At 41.0% G+C, this 20,342-nt stretch carries 20 protein-coding genes; 6 read left to right on the plus strand and 14 right to left on the minus strand.

The window, feature by feature from the left end; all coding sequences use genetic code 11:
* Nucleotides 1-39: 39 nt before the first annotated feature.
* A complete protein-coding gene (htpX, locus tag MN086_RS01910) occupies nucleotides 40-870 on the minus strand; it encodes a zinc metalloprotease HtpX (RefSeq protein ID WP_248576374.1) in 831 nt (276 codons plus the stop codon).
* A 91-nt stretch (nucleotides 871-961) separates the two neighbouring features.
* On the opposite strand from htpX, the gene MN086_RS01915 reads away from it, so the two are divergent.
* Nucleotides 962-1,597: a M15 family metallopeptidase gene (locus MN086_RS01915; RefSeq protein WP_248576375.1), complete on the plus strand. Its 636-nt coding sequence runs from the start codon at nucleotides 962-964 to the stop codon at nucleotides 1,595-1,597.
* Between the two features lie 265 nt (nucleotides 1,598-1,862).
* Here the strand turns inward: MN086_RS01915 and MN086_RS01920 are convergent, their stop codons facing one another.
* The 5 genes from MN086_RS01920 to MN086_RS01940 form a co-directional block, all read right to left on the minus strand.
* The gene (locus tag MN086_RS01920; RefSeq protein ID WP_248576376.1) at nucleotides 1,863-3,584 is read right to left on the minus strand and encodes a bifunctional protein-serine/threonine kinase/phosphatase; all 1,722 of its coding nucleotides are present in this window, start codon (nucleotides 3,582-3,584) and stop codon (nucleotides 1,863-1,865) included.
* A 172-nt stretch (nucleotides 3,585-3,756) separates the two neighbouring features.
* Nucleotides 3,757-4,197 (minus strand): cyanase, encoded by a 441-nt coding sequence (cynS, locus tag MN086_RS01925; protein WP_248576377.1) that lies wholly within the window; start codon nucleotides 4,195-4,197, stop codon nucleotides 3,757-3,759.
* 39 nt (nucleotides 4,198-4,236) lie between these two features.
* Entirely contained in the window at nucleotides 4,237-5,085 is an 849-nt protein-coding gene (locus MN086_RS01930) for a formate/nitrite transporter family protein (protein WP_248576378.1), read from the minus strand.
* A gap of 507 nt (nucleotides 5,086-5,592) precedes the next feature.
* Entirely contained in the window at nucleotides 5,593-6,450 is an 858-nt protein-coding gene (locus tag MN086_RS01935) for an SPFH domain-containing protein (protein ID WP_248576379.1), read from the minus strand.
* 106 nt (nucleotides 6,451-6,556) lie between these two features.
* Nucleotides 6,557-7,015 (minus strand): NfeD family protein, encoded by a 459-nt coding sequence (locus MN086_RS01940; protein ID WP_248576380.1) that lies wholly within the window; start codon nucleotides 7,013-7,015, stop codon nucleotides 6,557-6,559.
* 127 nt (nucleotides 7,016-7,142) lie between these two features.
* Here MN086_RS01940 and ilvC point away from each other — a divergent pair, with 127 nt between their 5' ends.
* The 3 genes from ilvC (at nucleotide 7,143) to MN086_RS01955 (ending at nucleotide 10,390) form a co-directional block, all read left to right on the plus strand.
* On the plus strand, nucleotides 7,143-8,168 hold the full coding sequence (gene ilvC, locus MN086_RS01945; protein WP_248576381.1) for a ketol-acid reductoisomerase: 1,026 nt from the start codon (nucleotides 7,143-7,145) through the stop codon (nucleotides 8,166-8,168).
* Nucleotides 8,169-8,376: 208 nt separating this feature from the next.
* Nucleotides 8,377-9,474, plus strand: coding sequence for a divergent polysaccharide deacetylase family protein (locus MN086_RS01950; protein WP_248576382.1), 1,098 nt, complete (start codon nucleotides 8,377-8,379; stop codon nucleotides 9,472-9,474).
* A gap of 139 nt (nucleotides 9,475-9,613) precedes the next feature.
* Complete coding sequence (locus MN086_RS01955) at nucleotides 9,614-10,390, plus strand: DNA-processing protein DprA (RefSeq protein ID WP_248576383.1); 777 nt, start codon at nucleotides 9,614-9,616, stop codon at nucleotides 10,388-10,390.
* 36 nt (nucleotides 10,391-10,426) lie between these two features.
* Here the strand turns inward: MN086_RS01955 and MN086_RS01960 are convergent, their stop codons facing one another.
* Nucleotides 10,427-10,960 (minus strand): TlpA disulfide reductase family protein, encoded by a 534-nt coding sequence (locus tag MN086_RS01960; protein WP_248576384.1) that lies wholly within the window; start codon nucleotides 10,958-10,960, stop codon nucleotides 10,427-10,429.
* Nucleotides 10,961-11,442: 482 nt separating this feature from the next.
* Here MN086_RS01960 and MN086_RS01965 point away from each other — a divergent pair, with 482 nt between their 5' ends.
* Nucleotides 11,443-12,531, plus strand: a complete 1,089-nt coding sequence (locus MN086_RS01965; RefSeq protein WP_248576385.1) for a glycoside hydrolase family 3 protein — start codon at nucleotides 11,443-11,445, stop codon at nucleotides 12,529-12,531.
* Nucleotides 12,532-12,535: 4 nt separating this feature from the next.
* Here the strand turns inward: MN086_RS01965 and ruvX are convergent, their stop codons facing one another.
* Entirely contained in the window at nucleotides 12,536-12,922 is a 387-nt protein-coding gene (ruvX, locus tag MN086_RS01970; protein ID WP_248576386.1) for a Holliday junction resolvase RuvX, read from the minus strand.
* A 202-nt stretch (nucleotides 12,923-13,124) separates the two neighbouring features.
* Between ruvX and MN086_RS01975 the strand changes: the two genes are divergently transcribed.
* Entirely contained in the window at nucleotides 13,125-15,272 is a 2,148-nt protein-coding gene (locus tag MN086_RS01975) for a response regulator (RefSeq protein WP_248576387.1), read from the plus strand.
* Nucleotides 15,273-15,287: 15 nt separating this feature from the next.
* Here the strand turns inward: MN086_RS01975 and MN086_RS01980 are convergent, their stop codons facing one another.
* The 6 genes from MN086_RS01980 to hemW are packed head-to-tail and all read right to left on the minus strand — an operon-like array spanning nucleotide 15,288 to nucleotide 20,233.
* Nucleotides 15,288-16,139: an NlpC/P60 family protein gene (locus tag MN086_RS01980; protein ID WP_248576388.1), complete on the minus strand. Its 852-nt coding sequence runs from the start codon at nucleotides 16,137-16,139 to the stop codon at nucleotides 15,288-15,290.
* Between the two features lie 45 nt (nucleotides 16,140-16,184).
* On the minus strand, nucleotides 16,185-16,817 hold the full coding sequence (locus tag MN086_RS01985) for a C40 family peptidase (RefSeq protein ID WP_248576389.1): 633 nt from the start codon (nucleotides 16,815-16,817) through the stop codon (nucleotides 16,185-16,187).
* Between the two features lie 12 nt (nucleotides 16,818-16,829).
* The gene (gene queA / locus MN086_RS01990; RefSeq protein WP_248576390.1) at nucleotides 16,830-17,867 is read right to left on the minus strand and encodes a tRNA preQ1(34) S-adenosylmethionine ribosyltransferase-isomerase QueA; all 1,038 of its coding nucleotides are present in this window, start codon (nucleotides 17,865-17,867) and stop codon (nucleotides 16,830-16,832) included.
* Nucleotides 17,868-17,875: 8 nt separating this feature from the next.
* Entirely contained in the window at nucleotides 17,876-18,667 is a 792-nt protein-coding gene (tatC, locus tag MN086_RS01995) for a twin-arginine translocase subunit TatC (protein WP_248576391.1), read from the minus strand.
* Nucleotides 18,667-19,140, minus strand: coding sequence for a Sec-independent protein translocase protein TatB (tatB, locus tag MN086_RS02000; protein ID WP_248576392.1), 474 nt, complete (start codon nucleotides 19,138-19,140; stop codon nucleotides 18,667-18,669). Before tatB ends, tatC begins: the two co-directional genes overlap by 1 nt.
* A gap of 37 nt (nucleotides 19,141-19,177) precedes the next feature.
* The gene (gene hemW, locus MN086_RS02005; RefSeq protein ID WP_248576393.1) at nucleotides 19,178-20,233 is read right to left on the minus strand and encodes a radical SAM family heme chaperone HemW; all 1,056 of its coding nucleotides are present in this window, start codon (nucleotides 20,231-20,233) and stop codon (nucleotides 19,178-19,180) included.
* Nucleotides 20,234-20,342: the final 109 nt, after the last annotated feature.

Here is a 20,342-nt window from a genome sequence, read left to right on the forward strand (position 1 = left end):
AGTAAACAGTTGCGTTTATGTTAACTAAGAGTAATTATATTACTTTAACGCTTCAAGTCTGTCAATTCTATCTTGTGTGGTCGGGTGCGTTCTAAAAAGTCCGCTTAAACTCATGTTCTTACCTGTAAAAGGATTGATGATGAACATATGTGCTGTTTGAGGATCTGCATCATGCATACTGATACCTCTGGCGTAATTTTCCAGTTTTGCCAGACCTGTCTGCAGCCATTCTGGATGTCCAGTCATCATGGCTGCCCCTTCATCGGCCATGAATTCACGGTTACGGCTTACAGCCATCTGTATGACTGTGGCAGCAAGCGGCATGATGATCATCAATGCGATCATTACGATAGGGTTTGTAGGCCTGTCACGGTCTCCGCCAAAGAACATTCCAAAGTTCGCCAACATTGCGATCGCTCCTGATATAGTTGCAGCTACAGTTCCTATAAGCATATCGTAGTGTTTGATATGACTGAGTTCATGTGCGATAACCGCTTCCACTTCGTTCTCATCCAATAGATTTAAAAGTCCTTCAGTGACCGCAACAGCGGCATGCTCATAATTCCTTCCAGTAGCAAACGCATTAGGTTGCTGATCGGGAATGATGTAGATCGTAGGCATAGGGAGGCCTGTACGTCTTGTTAACCTTTCTACGATCTCATAGAGCCCCGCAGCATTTGACCTGTCTACAGGTATAGCATGATAGTGATGTAGTATCTGCTTGTCACTGTAGTAGTACGCATAGAAATTCATTCCTCCTGCGATCAAGAAAGCGATGATCATTCCGGCTCTCCCACCGATCATTCCCCCAAACCATATAAACAGAAGGGTAAGCCCGATCATCAGGGCATAGGTTTTAAATTGTTCCATTGTATGCTATCCTTGCAATAGTTATTTTTATTATTAATATACCATACAGATACAAACCGAAGGTAAATCATGCAATACGATATAATAAAATATGGTAAAAATATTGTATACGTTCATAGCAGCATCAGTAGCGGTTTTCGCCGGGTTTGAATCTCATATTTCGGAGATCACGCCTCAGATCAAAGCAAGAATGCTAAAGGGAAACTCCTGGAAAAAAGGCTGTCCCGTACCCTTGAAAGATCTGCGTTATATACGCATCAAACATATCGACTTTCATGGTGAGGAGCAGATGGGTGAGATCATCGTGCATAAAGAGGTTTCTGTTGAGGTGTCAGAGATATTTGAGTCACTCTACAAGATAGGGTATCCTATCAGGAAAATGCGCCTGGTGAGTGACTATAAAGGCTCTGACTGGGACTCCATAGAGTCAGATAATACGTCAGCCTTTAACTGCCGGACCGCAACCGGGAGCAAAGCATGGTCCAAACACTCTTACGGAAAAGCCATAGATATCAACCCCATTGAGAATCCTTATATTTCAAGAAAAGGGTATATCTCCCATAAAGCATCGGCACCCTATAGAAAAAGGGTACATCAAAACGCTACCTATGCCGATAGAGCAGTTTTACTCAAACACGATAAAGCGGTTGAAATATTTAAAAAACAGGGTTGGCAGTGGGGCGGTGATTGGTCCGGCGTGAAAGACTATCAGCACTTTGCAAAGTAGCTTGTTGATATTTCCCTTATAAAATATGCTATATATCGCACATCTTATAAGATTTTGAGAAAAGTAACTTTTTGGACTTTGGACAAGATTAAAGGAAGTATACAGACAATGATGAATGATACACTTTAAATTAAAAAGTTACTAGAAAACCAGAAGTATAAACAAAAAGGAGGACAAGATTCCTTCATAGTTTTCATATGATTAGTATAGTCTTAATTTAAACAACATTTTTCAATTCACTGTATAAAAAATAACCATTTTTATCTCATTGACTTAACAATACCACAATGATGATCGATAGCACTAAAGAGACCATCTTCCAGAAAAGTACGGGATTACGTTCTAACAGAGGTGGCCTGGATTTATTTAAAAATGCTTTATTGGGATGTCGCAGGTCAAATAAAAATTCAGACAATTCTCCGTAGCGTTTGTATGGATTGGGTTCCAATGCTTTTTTCAGTGTTTCATTGATCCACATGGGAACTTCATGCGTACTGGGATTTAAGTGCTTGTATTTCAGTTTTTTTTGCGCCTTTTTGGTTGTGGATTTAGCTACCTGTGTACCATAAGGAAGTGCGCCGGAGAGCATCTGATAGATGATCACTGCCAATGAAAAAAGATCAGACCTTTCTGTACCGACCTCTCCAAGAAAATATTCCGGTGCAGAGTATTGTGCCGTTCCCAGTATATTCTCCTGCTCCATATAGGCATTGCTTTCTACGATCCCTTGTATCCTGGTGGAACCAAAATCGATGATCTTGACCGTCCCTGTAGAGTCGATCATGATATTATCAGGCCTTAGATCCTGATGTATCATCTCTTGGCGGTGAAGGGCAAGCAGCCCTCTGGCGATCTGTTCTGCAATTTCACGGACGGTCTCTATGGTGGGGTTTGGGTTATCGATCATCCACTGTGTCAGGGTCTGCCCATCAATAAATTCTGTCACATTGTAAATATAATTGCGTTGACGCGTCTGCAGATAGGACTTTACCAGATGGGCATTGTTCATACGTATGGCGATCCACTCTTCAAGTAAAAACCGTTCGAGATACGCTTTGTCTCCACTGAGATCAATGGAAGGCGTTTTGAGTACTACTGAAGTATCTGTCTCCGTATCCACAGCCAGGTAGACATGACTTCTATGGCTGGCACTCAGTTCACGGATGATCTTGTACCCGTCGAACATCATACGTGCTTCAAGCAGTGGGGGCAGGGGTTTTTCACTCAGTTGTTTCTGGATCTCATTGGCATCTTTATCGGGCAGTGTCTCTACTTTGACAAGCTGAATGGTCAGATTGTCATCACTCTCCTTTTCATAGGCTGTCTCGATAATGCGTTTTGCCGCCGCATTCAGGTCACCGTTATATGCCTCTATGATACTGATCATAAGAGCAGAACTGACATATTCATAGACACCGTCTGTCATAAATAAAAAAATATCATCGACTTCCACGGGTAAGGTTTCATAATCGATCTTCAGATCCGAATCCACACCCAGGGCACGGCCAAGATAACTTTTTTCTTGTGTGATCCACATACGGTGGTCTTCAGTCAACTGCTCCATCTTGTCATTTCTCAATCGATAGATACGTGCATCACCTACATGGAAAATATGGGCTGTGTTTGATCTGATCACCATTGCACTGAAGGTACAGACATAGCCTTTATTGGCATCATAGCAGTATTGGCTTTGTCTAGTTTGCGCATAGAGCCAGGAGTTCGTCGCAGTGATCACACGTTGGGCAGACTTTTTCACGGACCAGGATTCAGGTGTGCTGAAATAATCCATTAAAAACGAGGTGACTGCTGTTTGACTCGCTGTTTGACTGACTTCACTGCTACTGATCCCATCAGCCAGAGCAATCGCTATGCCTTTGTTGGTCAACTGGGGTTCTTGGGGTACACAGATATCATGAAAATCCTGATTGACCTCTTTTCGTCCTTTATCGGAGTATTCTCCTATAGAGATTTTTAATTGTTTTTCCATGGTGTTTCGTAACCTTACAGTGTCTAGATCTATACCCTGAGAGATAGGGCTTTAAAAGTATTTAATTAAAAGCTTTTGAGTGAGAAAACGCTCTTAATTCAAAACTTTTCGATCGTATCTCTTAGTGTAGCGAAAGATTAAGACCTGTCGGCATTAATCTTTGATCACTACACTACCATGATTTATAAGGCAGGAATTTACCATTCATGGTGATCACAACCCTGTCACCCAATGGATTCGCTTCTTTGTCTATATCTAAAGAGAAATCAATGGCACTCATAATACCATCTCCGAACTTTTCACCCACGATCTCTTTGATCGTTTCACCATACACACCTACCACTTCATAGAGACGATAGACAAGAGGATCTTGAGGTATCGTAAAATCCCAGGTTTTGTTAGGATATTCCTGTAAAGTGATCGCAACCTCTTCATCTAAACCAAGTACTTCACACAGTTTTTCTGCAGGCTCTTTTTTTAAGCTGTTCATTCCTAAACAGGCTGAAGTGAGGAAAGTTGCTGAGAGCCCAACTTTTTCAGCCAACGTTTCCCAGCTCATCTTGGCACTTTTTCTTGCCAGGACGATCGTTTCAGTCATTTCTATTTTTTTCATATGTATCTATCCTTTTTGATCGCGTTTTTACACTTCAGCTTATGCAGCTGAAGCGTCCTTTGATTTGAATGAAGCATTGTTCAATTCACGTTTTGCTCCTGTTTTTACGTGTGTTGCATAAAGTGTCAGACCCGTAAAGAGAAGACCCCCTGTCAAGTTACCAAGTGCAACCGGAACCTCATTCCAAAGAAGGTAATCTACTACTGTAAAGTCACCACCCATGATCAAAGAGAATGGGAAAAGGAACATGTTAACGATCGAGTGTTCAAAGCCCATGAAGAAGAAGAGCATGATCGGCATCCACATAGCGATTGCTTTACCACTTACTGATGTAGAGATCATTGCACCCACAACACCCATTGCTACCATCCAGTTACAAAGCATTCCACGGATGAATACAGTAAACCAACCACCAACACCGTGTGCCTGATAACCTAATGTTCTTGCTTCACCTATACCTGCCACTTTTTGCGCAATTGCACCACCATCTGTATCAAAACCGTAGGTAAAGATGAATGCACTCATCACAGCAACCGTTAAGGCACCTGCAAGGTTACCAAGTCCTACCAGACCCCAGTTTCTGAGTATTTGACCTACAGTTACTCCCGGTCGTTTATCGATCCACGCCAGTGGCACCAATACAAATACACCTGTCAATAGATCAAAGCTCATTAGATAGAGCATAATAAACCCGACAGGGAAGAATGCTGCACCGACAAGACCTGAACCTGTTTTCATCGCAACAGTAATTGCAAATACAGCCGCTAGTGCTAAAATTGCTCCCGCCATGTAAGCACGGATCAGTGTATCTTTCGTAGACATATATACTTTTGATTCTCCAGAATCAACCATTTTTTTCACAAATTCTGTAGGTGCTAAATAAGACATGTTTCACTCCATGATTTGATTTGTAGTTTTGACATTTTTATTCCTTTCTTTAATTCATAATAGTGTTATAGGCAAAATGATCACTCTATAACCTAGTCACCTCTTGATGATATGGTTCATCATCGCTCCATTGTCCAGCAGTGTATAACATTTATATCGGTTATATGTTTTGCTTATGAAAAGTATAATCAAGTTTTGTCTTAATAGTATCCACTTTATTGTATAAAAAATAATCATTTTATGCTAAGAAGGATCTTGACGTAGAGAAAAACGTATAAATGCATCAATTATAGGTAGTTATAAAGGAAGAATATAAAATAGCCGACAGACCGAAGCACTTGTGTTCATTGTCTTTGTGACGGAGGGGGGAAGAGATAGTAAGCAACAGTGGCTCTATATCATTATACTGGGATGAGACCCAGTTAACAGTGTAGGGTGCCCGGATTTAGGATAAATCCAATGCGCTAAAGAGCCTTTTTTAGAGTGTTATGCTTTCAGGAGCATCGGTTATTTCTTGAAGACATTCCCTAACATTCCTTTTATCGCTTCCTGGAGGTCGGCAGGATAGACAACGAATTTAGAGTTTGGACTCTTGCTCATCTCTTCAAGTGTACTGATGTAACGGTCACCAAGGAGGAACATGGCCGGGAGTTCATTATCTTTGATGTTCTGTGTGATGATGTTGATTGCTTCGCCTGAAGCATTGGCCAGAGCGATCTGCGCCTGTGCTTCTCTTTTCGCTGCTTCAAGTTTACCGTCTGCTTCTAAAATAGCAGCATTTTTGTTACCCTCTGCAGTGGTTTCAATGGCACGTCTTTCTCTCTCTGCAGCTGCTTGCCTCTCCATCGAGTCTTGCATCGACTCACTTGGATTGATATCTTGTATCTCGACAGACTTCACTGTCACACCCCAGTCTGCTACATCATCTATGATCGAGTCTTTCAGTTTGGCTTTGATGTGTTCACGGTTGGAGAGTGCCTCATCCAGATCCATTTCACCAAGGATCGAACGCAGTGTGGTCATGACTAGCTGCTGTATTGCCGTACGGAAATCCTCGATACCGTAGATCGCATCACGGGGGTTGGTCACACGCGCAAAGGTGACCGCGTTGGTATGTATCACAGCATTGTCTTTTGTGATGACTTCCTGTTCAGGGATATCAAGAATGAGGTCACGGGTAGAGACACGCTCCCGGATCGTTTCAATATAAGGGATAATGAGGTTGAGCCCTGGAGTAAGTGTACGGCTGAATTTCCCCAATCGCTCTACCACCCACTCTTCACCTTGAGGTACGATATTGATCCCTTTGTAGAGTGTAACAATGAGGGCGATGACCAATATAATGACGATATTTAATACTTCCATTTACTATTCCTTTAATGTATTTTTATAAGCGACAAGTCGCGTGAGCATTCTGGTGAAGAAAACCCAGTGATAACGTAGTGAAGATGTACTTTGTTTGTTTCACGTTCTATGATGTGAAAGGTTCAACTTCTATAAGCTGCCCATTGATCTGTACGATTTTTACACGTGTGCCTTTGACCAGGTCCACTTTTGATATGGCATGCCAGGAGGTATTGCCAAGGACAGGTGTGTCAAAAGTGACTTTCCCTCTGCTATGGGGTTGTATATCTTCCATGACCACACCCAAAGTATCGAGCCTGTAGTTTGACTGCCCGCTCTCTGTCACAGGCTGTTCTCTAAACCACTTGAACCATACCGCAATGACAAGTATGGAGAGTATCATCCAGATGGTGAGTTCCATGGTAAAAGAGGTGTCCATAAACATGTCCAGTATCCCCACTATAATGGCAGCAATACCCAGTCCAAGGATAAAAAATGTCCCCATGGTCATATCCCAAATAAGCAGCGCTATACCAAAAACGATCCAGTGCCACCATAAAACAGTTTCGTTGAGAAATTCAATCAAATTCACTCCTTTCCAATATGAAGATTTATTATAGCATAAAAGACAATTGCAGATAAAATTTACGATAATAAGTATTATTTGGGTATAATCGCGAAAATTTTCGTACTTCGTACATCAAGGATAATAAATGTCAACTTTAAATGTATATTATGACAAAGATTGTGATATCAACATCATCAAGTCAAAAACAGTAGCAATGATCGGTTTCGGTTCACAAGGACACGCACATGCTGAAAACCTTAGAGATTCAGGTGTAAATGTTGTTGTTGGTGCTAGAGAGGGTGGTTCTTCTTGGAGAAAAGCTGCGGCTAAAGACTTTGAAGTACTTTCTGTTGCAGATGCTACAGCAAAAGCGGATGTAGTTATGATCCTTCTTCCGGATGAAAACCAGGCTGAGATCTATGAAAATGAGATCGAGCCTAACCTTAAAGAGGGTGCTACGATCGCATTTGGACACGGATTCAACATTCACTACGGAAGAATCATCCCAAGAGCAGATATCAACGTTACGATGATCGCTCCAAAAGCACCGGGACACACAGTACGTTCTGAGTTCGTAAGAGGTGGTGGTATCCCGGATCTTATCGCTGTTGGACAAAACCCAAGCGGTACAACTAAAGAGTTGGCACTTTCGTATGCATCAGCGATCGGTGGTGGTAGAACGGCGATCATTGAAACAACGTTTAAAGATGAAACTGAAACAGACCTTTTCGGTGAGCAGGCGGTTCTTTGTGGTGGTACAGCAGCACTTGTACAGGCTGGTTTTGAAACATTGACTGAAGCAGGTTATGCACCAGAGCTTGCATATTTCGAATGTCTTCATGAGCTTAAGCTTATCGTTGATCTTATGTTTGAAGGTGGGATCGCAGACATGAGATACTCTATCTCTAATACTGCTGAGTACGGTGACTATGTATCTGGTAAGAGAGTCATCAACGCTGAATCTAAACAAGCGATGAAAGATATCTTAACAGAGATCCAAGATGGTAGATTTGCAAAAGACTTTATCCTTGAAGGTCAAGCGGGTTACCCTCGTATGAATGCTGAGCGTAATAATGACAAAGATAAACTCATTACGCAAACAGGTAACAAGCTTCGTGCGATGATGCCGTGGATTTCAGCGAACAAGATCGTAGACCAAGAAACTAACTAATCTTTTCGTCAATTTGCATCCATCTTTGAATGATGGGTGCGGTCAGCTACGACCTGTAGCTTCCTTTACCCAAACATTCAAACCTGAATACAACTTAACAAAAATCTTCAGTTAGTTTTATTCTTAATGGACTTTTTTTATTCTATTTTATATCCCATTCTTAATGCTACTTTGTTACAATAGCTGAAATTTAAAACCAGTGGACTTCATGGCAAATCAACCCAAAAAAACAACTACGAAATCTTCTTCCAGAAAAAAATCGGTACAAAAGCGAAGACGCAAGAAAAGTACAAAGGGTTCTACTTTAAAAAAAAGTCTTTTTATCGTTCTAGGTGTTTTTTTGATGATAGCTATGGTGGTTTTTGGATATTTCTTGGGACAACTTGATCTGGCAGATGGTCAAAAGAGGACAACACAAACCTACAAGAGAGATACACGGGACAGTACAAATAAGTTTTTAGAGGAACTGTCGAAGATCAAAACAAAAAAACCTCGTGAAAAACAGGAGATCGTTGTTCAAAAGGCACCAAAGAGAGAAAAAAACAGTTCTGTCAAACCTCTATTGCAAAAAGAAGCGAATGAGGAGGAGGTGGTTACAAAAGATGAGATGCCAAAACGTATGATCACTCACAATGTACTATCTTCAGAGATCACGCAAAAGCCAAAACTCGTGATCATTATAGATGATGTCTCTACAAGAGATCAGATCAAACGTATACAGGCTACAGGCATCAAACTTACCCCATCCATATTCCCTCCATCAGAGCGTTCCAGCACTTCACATAGATTAGCAGAAGGTTTAGAACATTATATGATCCACCTACCGATGGAGTCTGGCACTGCACAATTTAACACACAGGCTAAAACACTCATCACGACTTTCAGTAAAGCAGAGATAGATGCCAGAGTGAATGAGCTGAGAGCTCTTTTCCCGACGGCACGTTATATCAACAACCATACAGGTTCTGTGTTCACTGACAATTATGCTGCGATGCGGAGACTTTATAGCGCGCTTAGGAAAGAAGGTTTTCTCTTTGTGGACAGCCGAACGACCGCTTCTACCAAAGTACCCATGATAGCAGAAGAATTCGGTGACGCTTATGTGGCGAGGGATGTGTTTATAGACAATCAACAAAGTGTGCCGTATATTCATAAACAGCTTCAAAGGGCAGTGAAAAAGGCGAAGAAAAAAGGGTATGCCATCGCTATAGGGCATCCGCATAAAATAACCATGAAAGCACTTTCAAGTGCAGCAGCTATTTTTAAAGGGATAGAAGTGGTGTATATGGATGAAGTTTACCGATAATATGTACCTCAAGGGTATTTCCTTCTTTTAGTCAGGGCACAATATGAATTGACATACTCTTTTCAAAAGTATGACAATATGTAATATTTTTAATGCCGGATATGCCACTATGATATCATGGGTGTAAAAAAGGCACCCTATGAGTCAGATACTCACCCAACATATTCCTGCTTTGGAGGGCATGAAGAAGTATCCCTCTTCACTTTTTTACAAGGGGAATCTGGAACTGCTGCAGCGACCCAAAGTCTCTATAGTGGGAACAAGACGACCCTCAAACTACACACGACAGTGCACCTATACACTTGCCAATGCTTTAGCCAAACGAGGGGTTTGTGTGGTCAGTGGTGCAGCGATGGGTGTTGATACAATTGCTCACGCTGGAGCAGGAGAAGAGAATACCATCGCAGTGGTAGCCAACGGATTGGATATACGCTACCCTGCGGTTAATCAAAGTCTTATAGCGGGTATAGAGACCAAGGGACTTGTGCTTAGCCAGTTCAATGACGGGTTCAGAGCCACAGGGTGGAGCTTTGTGGTACGAAATGAGCTGGTCGTTGCACTCGGGGATATTCTGATCGTTACAGAGGCTGATCTCAATAGCGGTTCGATGCGTTCGGTTGAGTATGCGTTAAAGATGGGCAAAGAGATCTTTGTACTTCCGCAAAGACTTGACGAAAGTCTGGGTACGAATCAGTTGCTACAGACAAAGAATGCGATAGCCATACATGATATAGAGACATTTGCATCTATGTTTGGAAAGGTTGCGGATGATGGGCTGGAAAAAGATGATTTTTTTTATTTTTGCCAAAAGTCACCAACGTTCGAAGAGAGTCTTAAAGAATTTGGAGACAGGGTCTATGAAGCAGAGTTTGAGGGGATCATTACGATACAAAATGGTATCGTAAGACTCTCTTAGTGAAATATGCCTCTCCTCTGCAAGAGGAGAGATAGATTATTTGGCTGTTTTGGAGAGTTGAGAGATGAGTTCTTCGAGTGACGCTTCTGGAAGCATACCTGCTTGTACAAACTGTACATCACCTTTCGTGTCCATGGCTACCAGGAAAGGAATACTCCCTCTCCATTGTGCTCTTTGCTGAATATAGTTTACCAATTCAGGTGCTTTCTCTTCGGAGACCACAATGTAGTTCATCCCTTTCTCTTTTGCAAAGGCTTTGACCTCTTCATGGGTATAGCCTTGTACTTCGATAGAGACAATGGCCAATGTCTCTTTATATTTTTCTTGAAGCTTGATTAAATGTGGAATGGAAGCGAGGCAAGGGGGACATTTATGTCCGAAAAATTCTAAAAATATGACTTTCCCTTCAAGGCCCTTAATGTTCAGACCCTGCTCTGTACCTGAGACATCATAAGTTTTCCCCATGATGTCAGTCATGGTCATTTCTGCTAAATACCTTTTATCTTCAGCTGCGTGTGCATAGGTGAAGAGTGACAAGAGCAGAAGGGATATGGTGAATAATTTTTTCATAAAATGTGCCTTTATAGATGATTTTATAGATTATACACATTATACATTATGAAGATGTAAAAATCGTGTAATTGGTTCGATTTTATCAAAAAGATTTTTTCAAAGAGCACCATAGTTATGTAAAAGGGGAGGGAAAAATGATATGAGAGACAGACCTAATAAATATCAGGGGAGAGAAGTCCATCTCTTTATGATGCTCTTGTAAAAGTATTATAATGATATAAGGTTAACTGAATACTAATAGAAGAAAACATTATAAATAAAAAGGGATAAAAATAGATTAAGTATTTTTCTAAGAGCATCTTTGGGACAAGGAGAAAATGTTTTTAAAAGGAGTCCTAAAATACTTTATAAAAGGGAGGGGGAAGATTTTAGGTGTCCCTCGATGCTCTTGTAAGCGTAGTGTAATACAGGAAGGTTAACCGTATGCAAATAAAGAGTAGTTACACTATAATAGTAAGATAAAATAAAGGATATTTTTTATGATAAAAAAATTTTTATGGCTGGGTCTGTTTTTCTTTACGTATACATGGGCACAAGAGTTGTCTCTTGAAAAAAGAATAGGCCAAATGCTTATGGTCGGTTTTCATGGTACACATGCATCCAAAGAGAGTCAGATCTGTAAAGATATAGAAGCTTATAACCTCGGAGCGGTGATTTTATTTGATTATAACCCGGTAGATAAAAATAAACCAAAGAATATTGCCACAAAAGAACAACTGGCCACTCTGACCAAAGAACTGCAGGCATGCAGCAGGGATGGGAAACTGCTCATCGCTGTAGACCAGGAGGGAGGAAAGGTACAGCGACTTAAAAGCAAATACGGTTTTTACGGTAGATTTCCCAAAGCTTCAGATGTGATCAAAATGGATCAAAATAAAATAAAAGAGACCTATATAAAAATGAGTGAAGAACTCAGCAGTGTAGGGATCAATTACGATCTTGCTCCTGTCGTGGATCTGGATATCAACAGGAAAAACCATGTCATTCATGGTTTAGGACGCTCCTTTGGAAAAGATCCTAAAGTAGTAGCTGCATATGCCTCTGCATTTATCAATGCGATGCACAGCAATGGTGTACTTACTTCCATCAAGCATTTTCCCGGACACGGCTCTTCGGTCGGTGACACCCACAAAGGTTTTGTGGATGTGACGAACCTTTGGCAAGAAACTGAATTGGAACCGTATAGACTTTTAAAAGAGAAGGCAGATACCGTCATGGTTGCCCATGTTTTTAACCAAAAGATAGATGAAATCTATCCCGCCAGTCTCTCTTACAAGACGATCACAAAGCTGCTGCGCTGGAAACTGGGCTATCATGGCGTGGTGATCACGGATGACCTTCAAATGGGTGCGATCAGTCAAAAGTATGGGTTGAAAAATACACTTAAACTGGCGATCAATGCAGGAGATGACATCTTGCTGATAGGAAATCAGCTTGATCCTAAAAAAACAGTCAGCACAAAAACACTGGTCGAGACGATCAAGTCACTGGTGCAAAGCGGAGAGGTGACAGAGGAGCATATAAACAAAGCATATAAGAGAATTCAGGGATTAAAGAAGAGACTTTAGTTTACTATTTCCCAAGCCATCGTTCCAAGATGATCTTTGCAGCAATCGAATCGAGCTTCCCATCTTTTTTGTGCCTGAACTGGCCCATTGTCAGTTCTTTGGCTTCAACGCTTGAACTCTGTTCATCCTGATAGGCGACCTCTATATCCAGATCAAGCAGTGAAACAAAATGTTTGATACGTCTCTCCATCTCTTCAGAACTTTGGGCATCTTTTGGCAGACCTACGATGAGTTTTTCTATCTCCCACTCTTCTAAAAAAGTTTTGACATCCCTTGCAGCTTGATTACGGTTTTTACGCAGGATGGCATTTTGAGGTATGACGATACTCCCATCAAGGCATATCGCCACACCTATACGTTTAAGTCCTACATCTATACTGGCTAATTTCATAATGAAATTGTACCAAAACTTTTAGTATCTTCTTTAAATCGCATCTGACATCTGTATAAAAACTATCAAGTTATGTATAAGTTTTGGCACATATAAAATATTATACTTCTAAATAAGTAAAAAAATAAAATCCTTCGATAGAATTGTAGTAGGGAAATGTCAGCATGGAGAATATTAAATTATGATAATAAGGTAATATCGTATGCATTTGAACAAAATAAGTATGGTCATTGTAGGCTTCAGTAGTATAAGTCATGCACAGATAGACCAAGGTGTAGGATCGGAAGTTTTCTGGCTATGGATCGCTCTCTTCACTTTGGGGATAGTAGGTATAGCTATATTATTTGTTACATCTTATCAAACACAGAAGTTGAAACAGTTTTACAAGTCCATGTTCGAAAAACAGTTAGAGATGGAAAGAAATCAAAATCTCTTACTTGCCAATATGAGTGAAAATGTTCACAATATTGCGAAAGAGACACTCGAAGAAAGCCAACAACTCTCAAAAACATCCACAAACAAAGATACAGTTTTAGGAAACACTGAAAGCAGACTTTTAGATGTTACCCATGATCTTCTGGATTTTCTCAGGTTAAAATCAAAACAGGTTGAGATAGTCAATGAAGCGTTTAATATCAATAACGTATTGAACGAAGTGTCAGGATCTATATGTTCACAATTTTTGGGCAGCAAGGCCGAACTTATTTTTGATATACATAAAAATGTTCCACGACACTTGGTGGGAGACTCCCTGCATTTAGGACAAACACTCAAAAGTATACTTGAATACCTGATGGGGCAAGTGGATCTGGATGAAGTGAAACTGGAAGTTTCTATGTTTGATTCATTTGAAGAAGCAGTGGAACTACAGTTCCAATTTACCGATAAAGCCAAAGGGATCGATCCTAAAACATTAGAAAATCTATTTATACCTTATTATGATGTCGATACGGGTAAATACGTAGGTTTAGGTCTTTTTGTCGCCAATGCATTGGTGGATATGATGAAGGGGAAACTGACAGTAGAGAGTATAGAAGAGAAAGGGAGTACCTTTACGCTGACTCTGCCTTTTGACATAGTGAACAAGTCAGATCAGCGAAGATACCGCCTGCCTGAGAAAACATTGATAGAGAAAAAGGTATTTATTGTTGACAGTAATTACAATTCGGCGCTGGCTGTCAAAAGAATGTTCACCTATTTCAGACATGAGGTGACGGTGCTTTCTAAAAAAGAATTCATGAAAACCATGCCCAACCTCACCTCTTTTGATATCGTTATTTTGGAGGAAGGTCTCTTCGATATCAGGTTAATCGAGTACCTCAATAGCATCAAGATGGATAAAGAACTGAAAGTGATTGCGCTTCACTCATTGCTTGTATCAAATCAAAATAAAATTGAGGATGAGGTGATCGATGCACACCTCTTTAAACCACTCAATCAAGAGCGTGTTTTTGAGATGATCGTCAATATGTATGATATTAAAGTACCTGACTATGAAGATGAAGAGAAGAGTGAAGTAAAACAGGCACTAACCTACAGAAAAGATATGATAGAGACAAAAGGTGTCACCCAACACTCTTTTAAAGCTTTTTCCGGGAAAAATATTCTGCTGGTAGAAGACAACCTCATTAACCAGAAAGTACTGCTTAATTTGTTACATCTTTCTGAAATGAATATCAGTGTTGCAAACAACGGAAAAGAAGCGGTTGATATCGTGCAGAAGAGCGAGGTCCCATTTGACCTGGTGCTGATGGATATCAATATGCCGATCATGGATGGTTTTGTAGCAACTCAAAAGATTCGTCTTGAGAGTCAGTATGATGCGATGCCTATCGTTGCCTTTACAGCATTGGTCTTGGAAAGCGAAATAGACAAGATGTTCAACTGCGGTATCAATGCATTTTTGGCAAAACCGCTTAATATAGGTAAACTTTATACGGTATTCTCTACCTATCTTGGTGATGAAGACGCTGAGAAGAAGGAAGTTGAGCTCAAAGAGACGCTTAGTTATCAAGGGATCAATATTCATGAGGGTATCACCCATGCCAATAACAGTGAAACCCTCTACCGTGAAATACTAAAAGAGTTCACGACAGCCTATGGTACCAGCGATGAGATCTTCACCAAATTGATCAAAGAACACCGATATGAACAGGTAAAGATGTTATGTATAGATATGAGAGGATTGACAGGCGCTATCGGTGCAGAGGAGATGCATGCTTTGATCAATGATATACTGCATCAGATCCTCTACAAGAAGTATGATCTACTTGCCAGTTATGATGAGAAGTATAAATCTGGGATACAGACATTAAATCGTTCTATTGAGCAGTATATTGCAGCCGCATGATCGCGCTGCTTGTCATTAACGGATCTCTGCAATAAACGCATCTTTTTGGATCTGTGTTCGGATCTGTTCCAAAAGGGCTACGGCATCGGCTCTTTGTCTATAGGGCCCTATAAGAAGTTTGGTGATCTCTTTGCCATGGAGAGGAAATGCGATGAGTTTATAGTGGTATCCTGCTCTTGTAATTTTATGAAGCAAAGCATCCTGCGGTCTTCCGGAGAAGGAACCCACCTGTACATAAAAATTACCTAAGCCATGTTTCTGCGTGACTTTAGGCAACGCAGTGACAGGATCAACCTTGGCCTTTAAAGTCTCTTTTGTTTTCCATGGTTTGGTGTTGTCCATTGCGATCTTTTCTTTTGCATCAGGCAGATATCTTCGACAGATACGCAGTCTTTTTTTATAATAGGGTGAGGTATTGAGATTGGAGTAGACGATCTCGTATTCGGTGGTGCTTGCATGGGTAAACCAGCCGTTCCCCAGGTACATACCTACATGGGTGATGTTACCTTTGGGATGTTTCTCTGTATCAAAGAAGATCAGGTCACCATAGACCAGCTCATCCATTTTGATCTCATTCCCGTTTTTTGCCTGCTCTCTGGCAACACGTGGTATCTCAATGCCCATACTGCCGTAGAGATAGTAGGTAAATCCGGAACAGTCAAACTGATCAGGCCCTTCCTCTGCCCACACATAGGGCTTCCCCTGGAGTTCTTTCACCATTTTGTCAAGATTCTCTTTAGTGGGTTCACACTTTATCATAGGTTTTTGAATCGCATAATTGGGATTTTTAGGATGAGGATCGGGTTTACACCCGTTAAACAGAAGTATGAGTGTAAAAGTGAAGGAGAGAGAGGTGATCTTTTTCATGGTTTTACTATAAAAGCATACATTTAAATTCACTTGATGAACGCTTTAGCTCGGCACAGCTTTTTTAGGTAGTTTCATACCCGGTTGCCAGGGTGTCGTATAGCGTGAAGTCGTAATTTCCATCTTTTGTAAGGGGACATCGCAATTCATATATTTTGCACGTTCATCTTCACTCAAATAGCGTTTACATACTTTCATACGTTTGACGTAGATGGGTTCTTTCTCAAAGTGACTGACAGTCACCTTTCTCTCTTTGCTGCTGGCATGCGCGAACCATCCATCCCCAAGATAGATACCTACATGGTTGATCCTTTTACTTCTTTTGTTAGGCGGACCAAAGAAGATAAGATCACCGTAATGGAGGTTTTGAAAGGCCACTTTTTTCCCCATTTTTGCCTGTTCTCTGGCTACACGGGGGATATCTATCCCCATGGAACCGTAAATATTATAGGTAAGCCCTGAACAATCAAAGGCATATGGGCCTTCTTCTGCCCAGACGTAAGGTTTCCCAAGATAAGAGTAGAGTAGTTCTTGAATGTTATTTCTGTTGGGACTACAGGTTTTTTCAGGTTTGATGATGTCATAATTGGGATAGCTGTAGGGCTTCTTCTGTGCACACCCGTTCAAAAGAAACAGGGTTGAAATGAACAATAAAATATATTCCCCTCTCACTTTCACAGCTACTCCTTTCTAAAGTATTAACATTGCGTCCCCATAGGAGAAAAATCTGTACTTTTTCTCTATGGCCTCTTTATATAAGTCTAACGTTTTTTTTCTTCCAATAAAAGAAGAGACAAGCATGATAAGTGTGCTTTTAGGTAAATGAAAATTGGTGAGTAGATAGGTGACTCTTTGAGGCGGGTTGGAAGGATTTAAGAAGAGGTCACACTCCCCGTGCGTTTTTTTCGTACGTGCATAATACTCGATCGTTCTAGTTACTGTTGTACCTATGGCCAAAACAGGGGTATCACTGTCAAGCACTTTTGCAGAGCTTTCAGGGATTTCAAAATATTCAGAGTGCATCGGGTGGTCGAGTATCTCTTCAGCCTCGACGGGCTTAAAGGTCCCTGCACCCACATGGAGTGTCACTGTATGTGTTTTATGTCTCGCCTCCAATGCCGAGAAAAGTTCAGGGGTAAAATGCAATGAAGCTGTAGGGGCAGCAACGGCACCGGCATTTTTGGCAAAGAGTGTTTGATAGTCTGACTCATCTTCCTTACTGTCTTCTCTTTGCATATAAGGCGGCAAAGGAATGTGTCCTATAGCATCAAGCACAAGCACCAACTCTTCAAAACGTATCTCTTTGCCATGATGCGTAAATGTCACGATACGTGAACCGTCATCATTCAACCCGGTCACCGTAGCCACAAGTTCATCATCAAACAGTAGTTCAGTGCCTACTTTCACCTTACCTCGGATGAGTACAAGATAGTGGTGTGCATCAAGAGGTTTATTAAAAAGAAGCTCTACTTTACCTCCACCCTGATTGTTGAGAGCTTTTTTCTGACCAAAAATACGTGCTTTAATGACACGCGTATCATTGAGAAATACATCACACTCCTCAGGCAGAAAATTCAGTAAATGTTTAAACGTAGTGTGGGTGACTGTATCGGTTTTTCTATTATAGACGAGCAGTTTTGCATGGTCTCTGGGGTGCACGGGTGTCGTAGCTATGAACCCTTCGGGGAGTTCATAGTCATAGTTTTTTGTTAGAAGTTCTTCATTCATATAGAGGGTTATAGCGTGCTTTGGGCGGTTTCTTCATCTTCATCAGCCTCTTCATCCTCATCTTCAATGTGCGGGTTGACCACACGTACGATAAGAATAGAGAGACCATAGAGTAGAACAAGCGGTGCAGCCATAAGAAGCTGTGTCAGTACATCCGGCGGTGTAAGCAGTGCTGCCACGACAAAGATGATCAGTACGGCATATTTGAAAAAGTCTTTGAGTGTTTTATCTGTAACAAGTCCGAGAAGGGCTAAGAAATAGGCAAATACCGGCAGTTCAAATGCGATACCGAATCCCATCATGATCTTTGTAAAAAAGCCGACATAGTCTTCAATATTGATCAGCGGTGTATAGAGAAAAGAACCAAAGGTAATGAGGAACTGAAATCCAAACGGTGTCACGACATAGTAGGCAAACAGTACACCTACAAAGAACATAATGGAGCCGCCTATCACAAACGGGAGGATCATCTTTTTTTCATTACTGTACAGCCCGGGTGCAACAAAAAGCCAGATCTGATAGAGTATGAACGGCAGTGCCCCCAATAGTCCTGCAAAAAATGAAACTTTCAGTGCGACAAAAAATGCACCACCGACCTGGTGGGTCGTTACCATACCCTCAGCAGCCTTTTTTGAAAGGTGTGCGACTTGGTCTAGAGCTTCATTCAAAGGTGCTGTGATCCATGCCAATATCGCTTCATGAAAGAAAAATGCAATGATAAAGGCAATAAATACCGAGAGTACAGAGAGTCCGAGTCTTTTTCGTAGTTCAACAAGGTGGGGTCTGAGTTCACTAAACATTATGCATCACCTTCAGGTTTGTCTGTTGTTTCATCCGTCGCTTCTTTTTTCTTTTGTTTTTTGGGCTTTGTAAATGTTACCGTGTCATTTTTCGCCTCAACCTGAGTGGCAACTTTATCGTCTTCTTTCGATGCTTCTTTTGTCTTAGGCTCATTTTCATGAGACTCTTTTGTGATCGTTTTAGGAGACTCGGTTGAGATCTCCTCCTCAAACTCATCAAAATCTATGTTTTTAAAATTTCTCAGTTCGTTCGTTGCTTCATCCAGTTGTTTCTTATAATTGAGTGCTTCTTCTTTAAGGTCTGCGATCTTCATCTCTTCTTCAAGAGAACTTTTTGCCTCACTTACAGTCTTTTTTACACCTTTGATAAATTTCGCGACCTCTATCATCGCTTGAGGTAGTTTATCCGGCCCCAAAAAGAGTATAGCAACAATAGAAATAAGAAGTAACTCAGTAAAGCCGATACCAAACATAATATACCTTGTAATTTAATTGCTGTATTTTATCAAATTATCCTAAAATGTAGAGTGCGAGTTCGTCACTCAAGAAGAAATTATCGTTATAGTAATGTGTAGCATCGCAACGCAGTTTCTCTTTTTCACAAAGGATATCCGCTTTTTTTATCATCGCCTCTGTAAGAAGCGCTTTCTCTACACCCACACTGCTGCGCAAGCCTAGAAAGATCTTTTCTGTCAGGAGTTCATCCGGGGTGAGTAGCTCTTCGGTGATGCGAAGGGGATCTGCAACATAGGCTTCGATATCGGTTTGGGGATAATAACGCCTATTTTTTAAAAATCCCACGGCACCGGCCCCTGCACCTATATAGTTTTTGAGTTCCCAGTACCCTCGGTTATGTCTGCTTTGGTAGGTACCGAAGTTTGAGATCTCATAGGCCTTAAATCCCCGTTTTTCTATCTCTTCTGTAACGAAAAAAGCAAGATCCTCATTTTCCTGCCTCACCTCAGGGGTCATGGAAAACTTTGTACCGTCCTCTATGGTAAGTTCATAGGCAGATATATGATCAATAGGCAGAGAAAAGGCTTCCTTGATGTCATTTAAAAGCATCTCTTTAGTATCACCCCGGTAGTTGTATATCAGATCCAAAGAGAGATGTACAAACCCAAGCGCTTTAGCAGTCTGTACGGCTTCTTTGGCCTGTTTCGGATTGTGTGCGCGGTTGAGTGCTTTGAGCTTCTGTGCATGAAAACTCTGTACCCCGAAACTGACACGGTTCACACCAAGCTTTTTCATGCCCTCAAGCCATGCTCTGCTCGCAGAGTTGGGGTTTGCTTCTGTGGTGATCTCCGCATTTTTTTTCAGGTAGGGATGAAGCAGTTCAAAGATGGGTGCATAGAGTTCAGGCTCTACCGTTGAAGGTGTACCCCCGCCTATAAAAAGTGTTTCTACAGTGTGCGGTTTGACATCAAACCGTTTGAGTTCAAACGTGAGTTGCTCATAGAGCGCTTTCATATATTTGGACTGGGTTTCGAATTTGTCGACATATGTGTTAAAGCTGCAGTAGTTGCACTTAGAATCACAGTAGGGGATATGAAGATAAATTAGCAAATAGTTTTCTCACTTTTCAAATGTTTGTAACCGCAGTTTAGATAGAATAATATCAGAAAATTAGGAATGTATCGATAAACTTTAGTCAATTTAAAGTGAAAATACAATT

It is taken from the genome of Sulfurovum sp. XGS-02, from assembly GCF_023213175.1.
Taxonomy (GTDB): domain Bacteria; phylum Campylobacterota; class Campylobacteria; order Campylobacterales; family Sulfurovaceae; genus Sulfurovum.

Excerpts from the sequence above, each read along its gene's own strand:
- cynS (WP_248576377.1), bottom strand. The coding sequence starts at position 4,197 with ATGAAAAAAATAGAAATGACTGAAACGATCGTCCTGGCAAGAAAAAGT.
- MN086_RS01955 (WP_248576383.1), top strand. The coding sequence starts at position 9,614 with ATGAGTCAGATACTCACCCAACATATTCCTGCTTTGGAGGGCATGAAG.
- MN086_RS01915 (WP_248576375.1), top strand. The coding sequence starts at position 962 with ATGGTAAAAATATTGTATACGTTCATAGCAGCATCAGTAGCGGTTTTC.
- MN086_RS01950 (WP_248576382.1), top strand. The coding sequence starts at position 8,377 with ATGGCAAATCAACCCAAAAAAACAACTACGAAATCTTCTTCCAGAAAA.
- tatC (WP_248576391.1), bottom strand. The coding sequence starts at position 18,667 with ATGTTTAGTGAACTCAGACCCCACCTTGTTGAACTACGAAAAAGACTC.
- queA (WP_248576390.1), bottom strand. The coding sequence starts at position 17,867 with ATGAATGAAGAACTTCTAACAAAAAACTATGACTATGAACTCCCCGAA.
- MN086_RS01960 (WP_248576384.1), bottom strand. The coding sequence starts at position 10,960 with ATGAAAAAATTATTCACCATATCCCTTCTGCTCTTGTCACTCTTCACC.
- htpX (WP_248576374.1), bottom strand. The coding sequence starts at position 870 with ATGGAACAATTTAAAACCTATGCCCTGATGATCGGGCTTACCCTTCTG.
- MN086_RS01965 (WP_248576385.1), top strand. The coding sequence starts at position 11,443 with ATGATAAAAAAATTTTTATGGCTGGGTCTGTTTTTCTTTACGTATACA.
- MN086_RS01920 (WP_248576376.1), bottom strand. The coding sequence starts at position 3,584 with ATGGAAAAACAATTAAAAATCTCTATAGGAGAATACTCCGATAAAGGA.
- MN086_RS01930 (WP_248576378.1), bottom strand. The coding sequence starts at position 5,085 with ATGTCTTATTTAGCACCTACAGAATTTGTGAAAAAAATGGTTGATTCT.
- tatB (WP_248576392.1), bottom strand. The coding sequence starts at position 19,140 with ATGTTTGGTATCGGCTTTACTGAGTTACTTCTTATTTCTATTGTTGCT.
- MN086_RS01975 (WP_248576387.1), top strand. The coding sequence starts at position 13,125 with ATGCATTTGAACAAAATAAGTATGGTCATTGTAGGCTTCAGTAGTATA.
- ruvX (WP_248576386.1), bottom strand. The coding sequence starts at position 12,922 with ATGAAATTAGCCAGTATAGATGTAGGACTTAAACGTATAGGTGTGGCG.
- MN086_RS01980 (WP_248576388.1), bottom strand. The coding sequence starts at position 16,139 with ATGAAAAAGATCACCTCTCTCTCCTTCACTTTTACACTCATACTTCTG.
- ilvC (WP_248576381.1), top strand. The coding sequence starts at position 7,143 with ATGTCAACTTTAAATGTATATTATGACAAAGATTGTGATATCAACATC.
- MN086_RS01935 (WP_248576379.1), bottom strand. The coding sequence starts at position 6,450 with ATGGAAGTATTAAATATCGTCATTATATTGGTCATCGCCCTCATTGTT.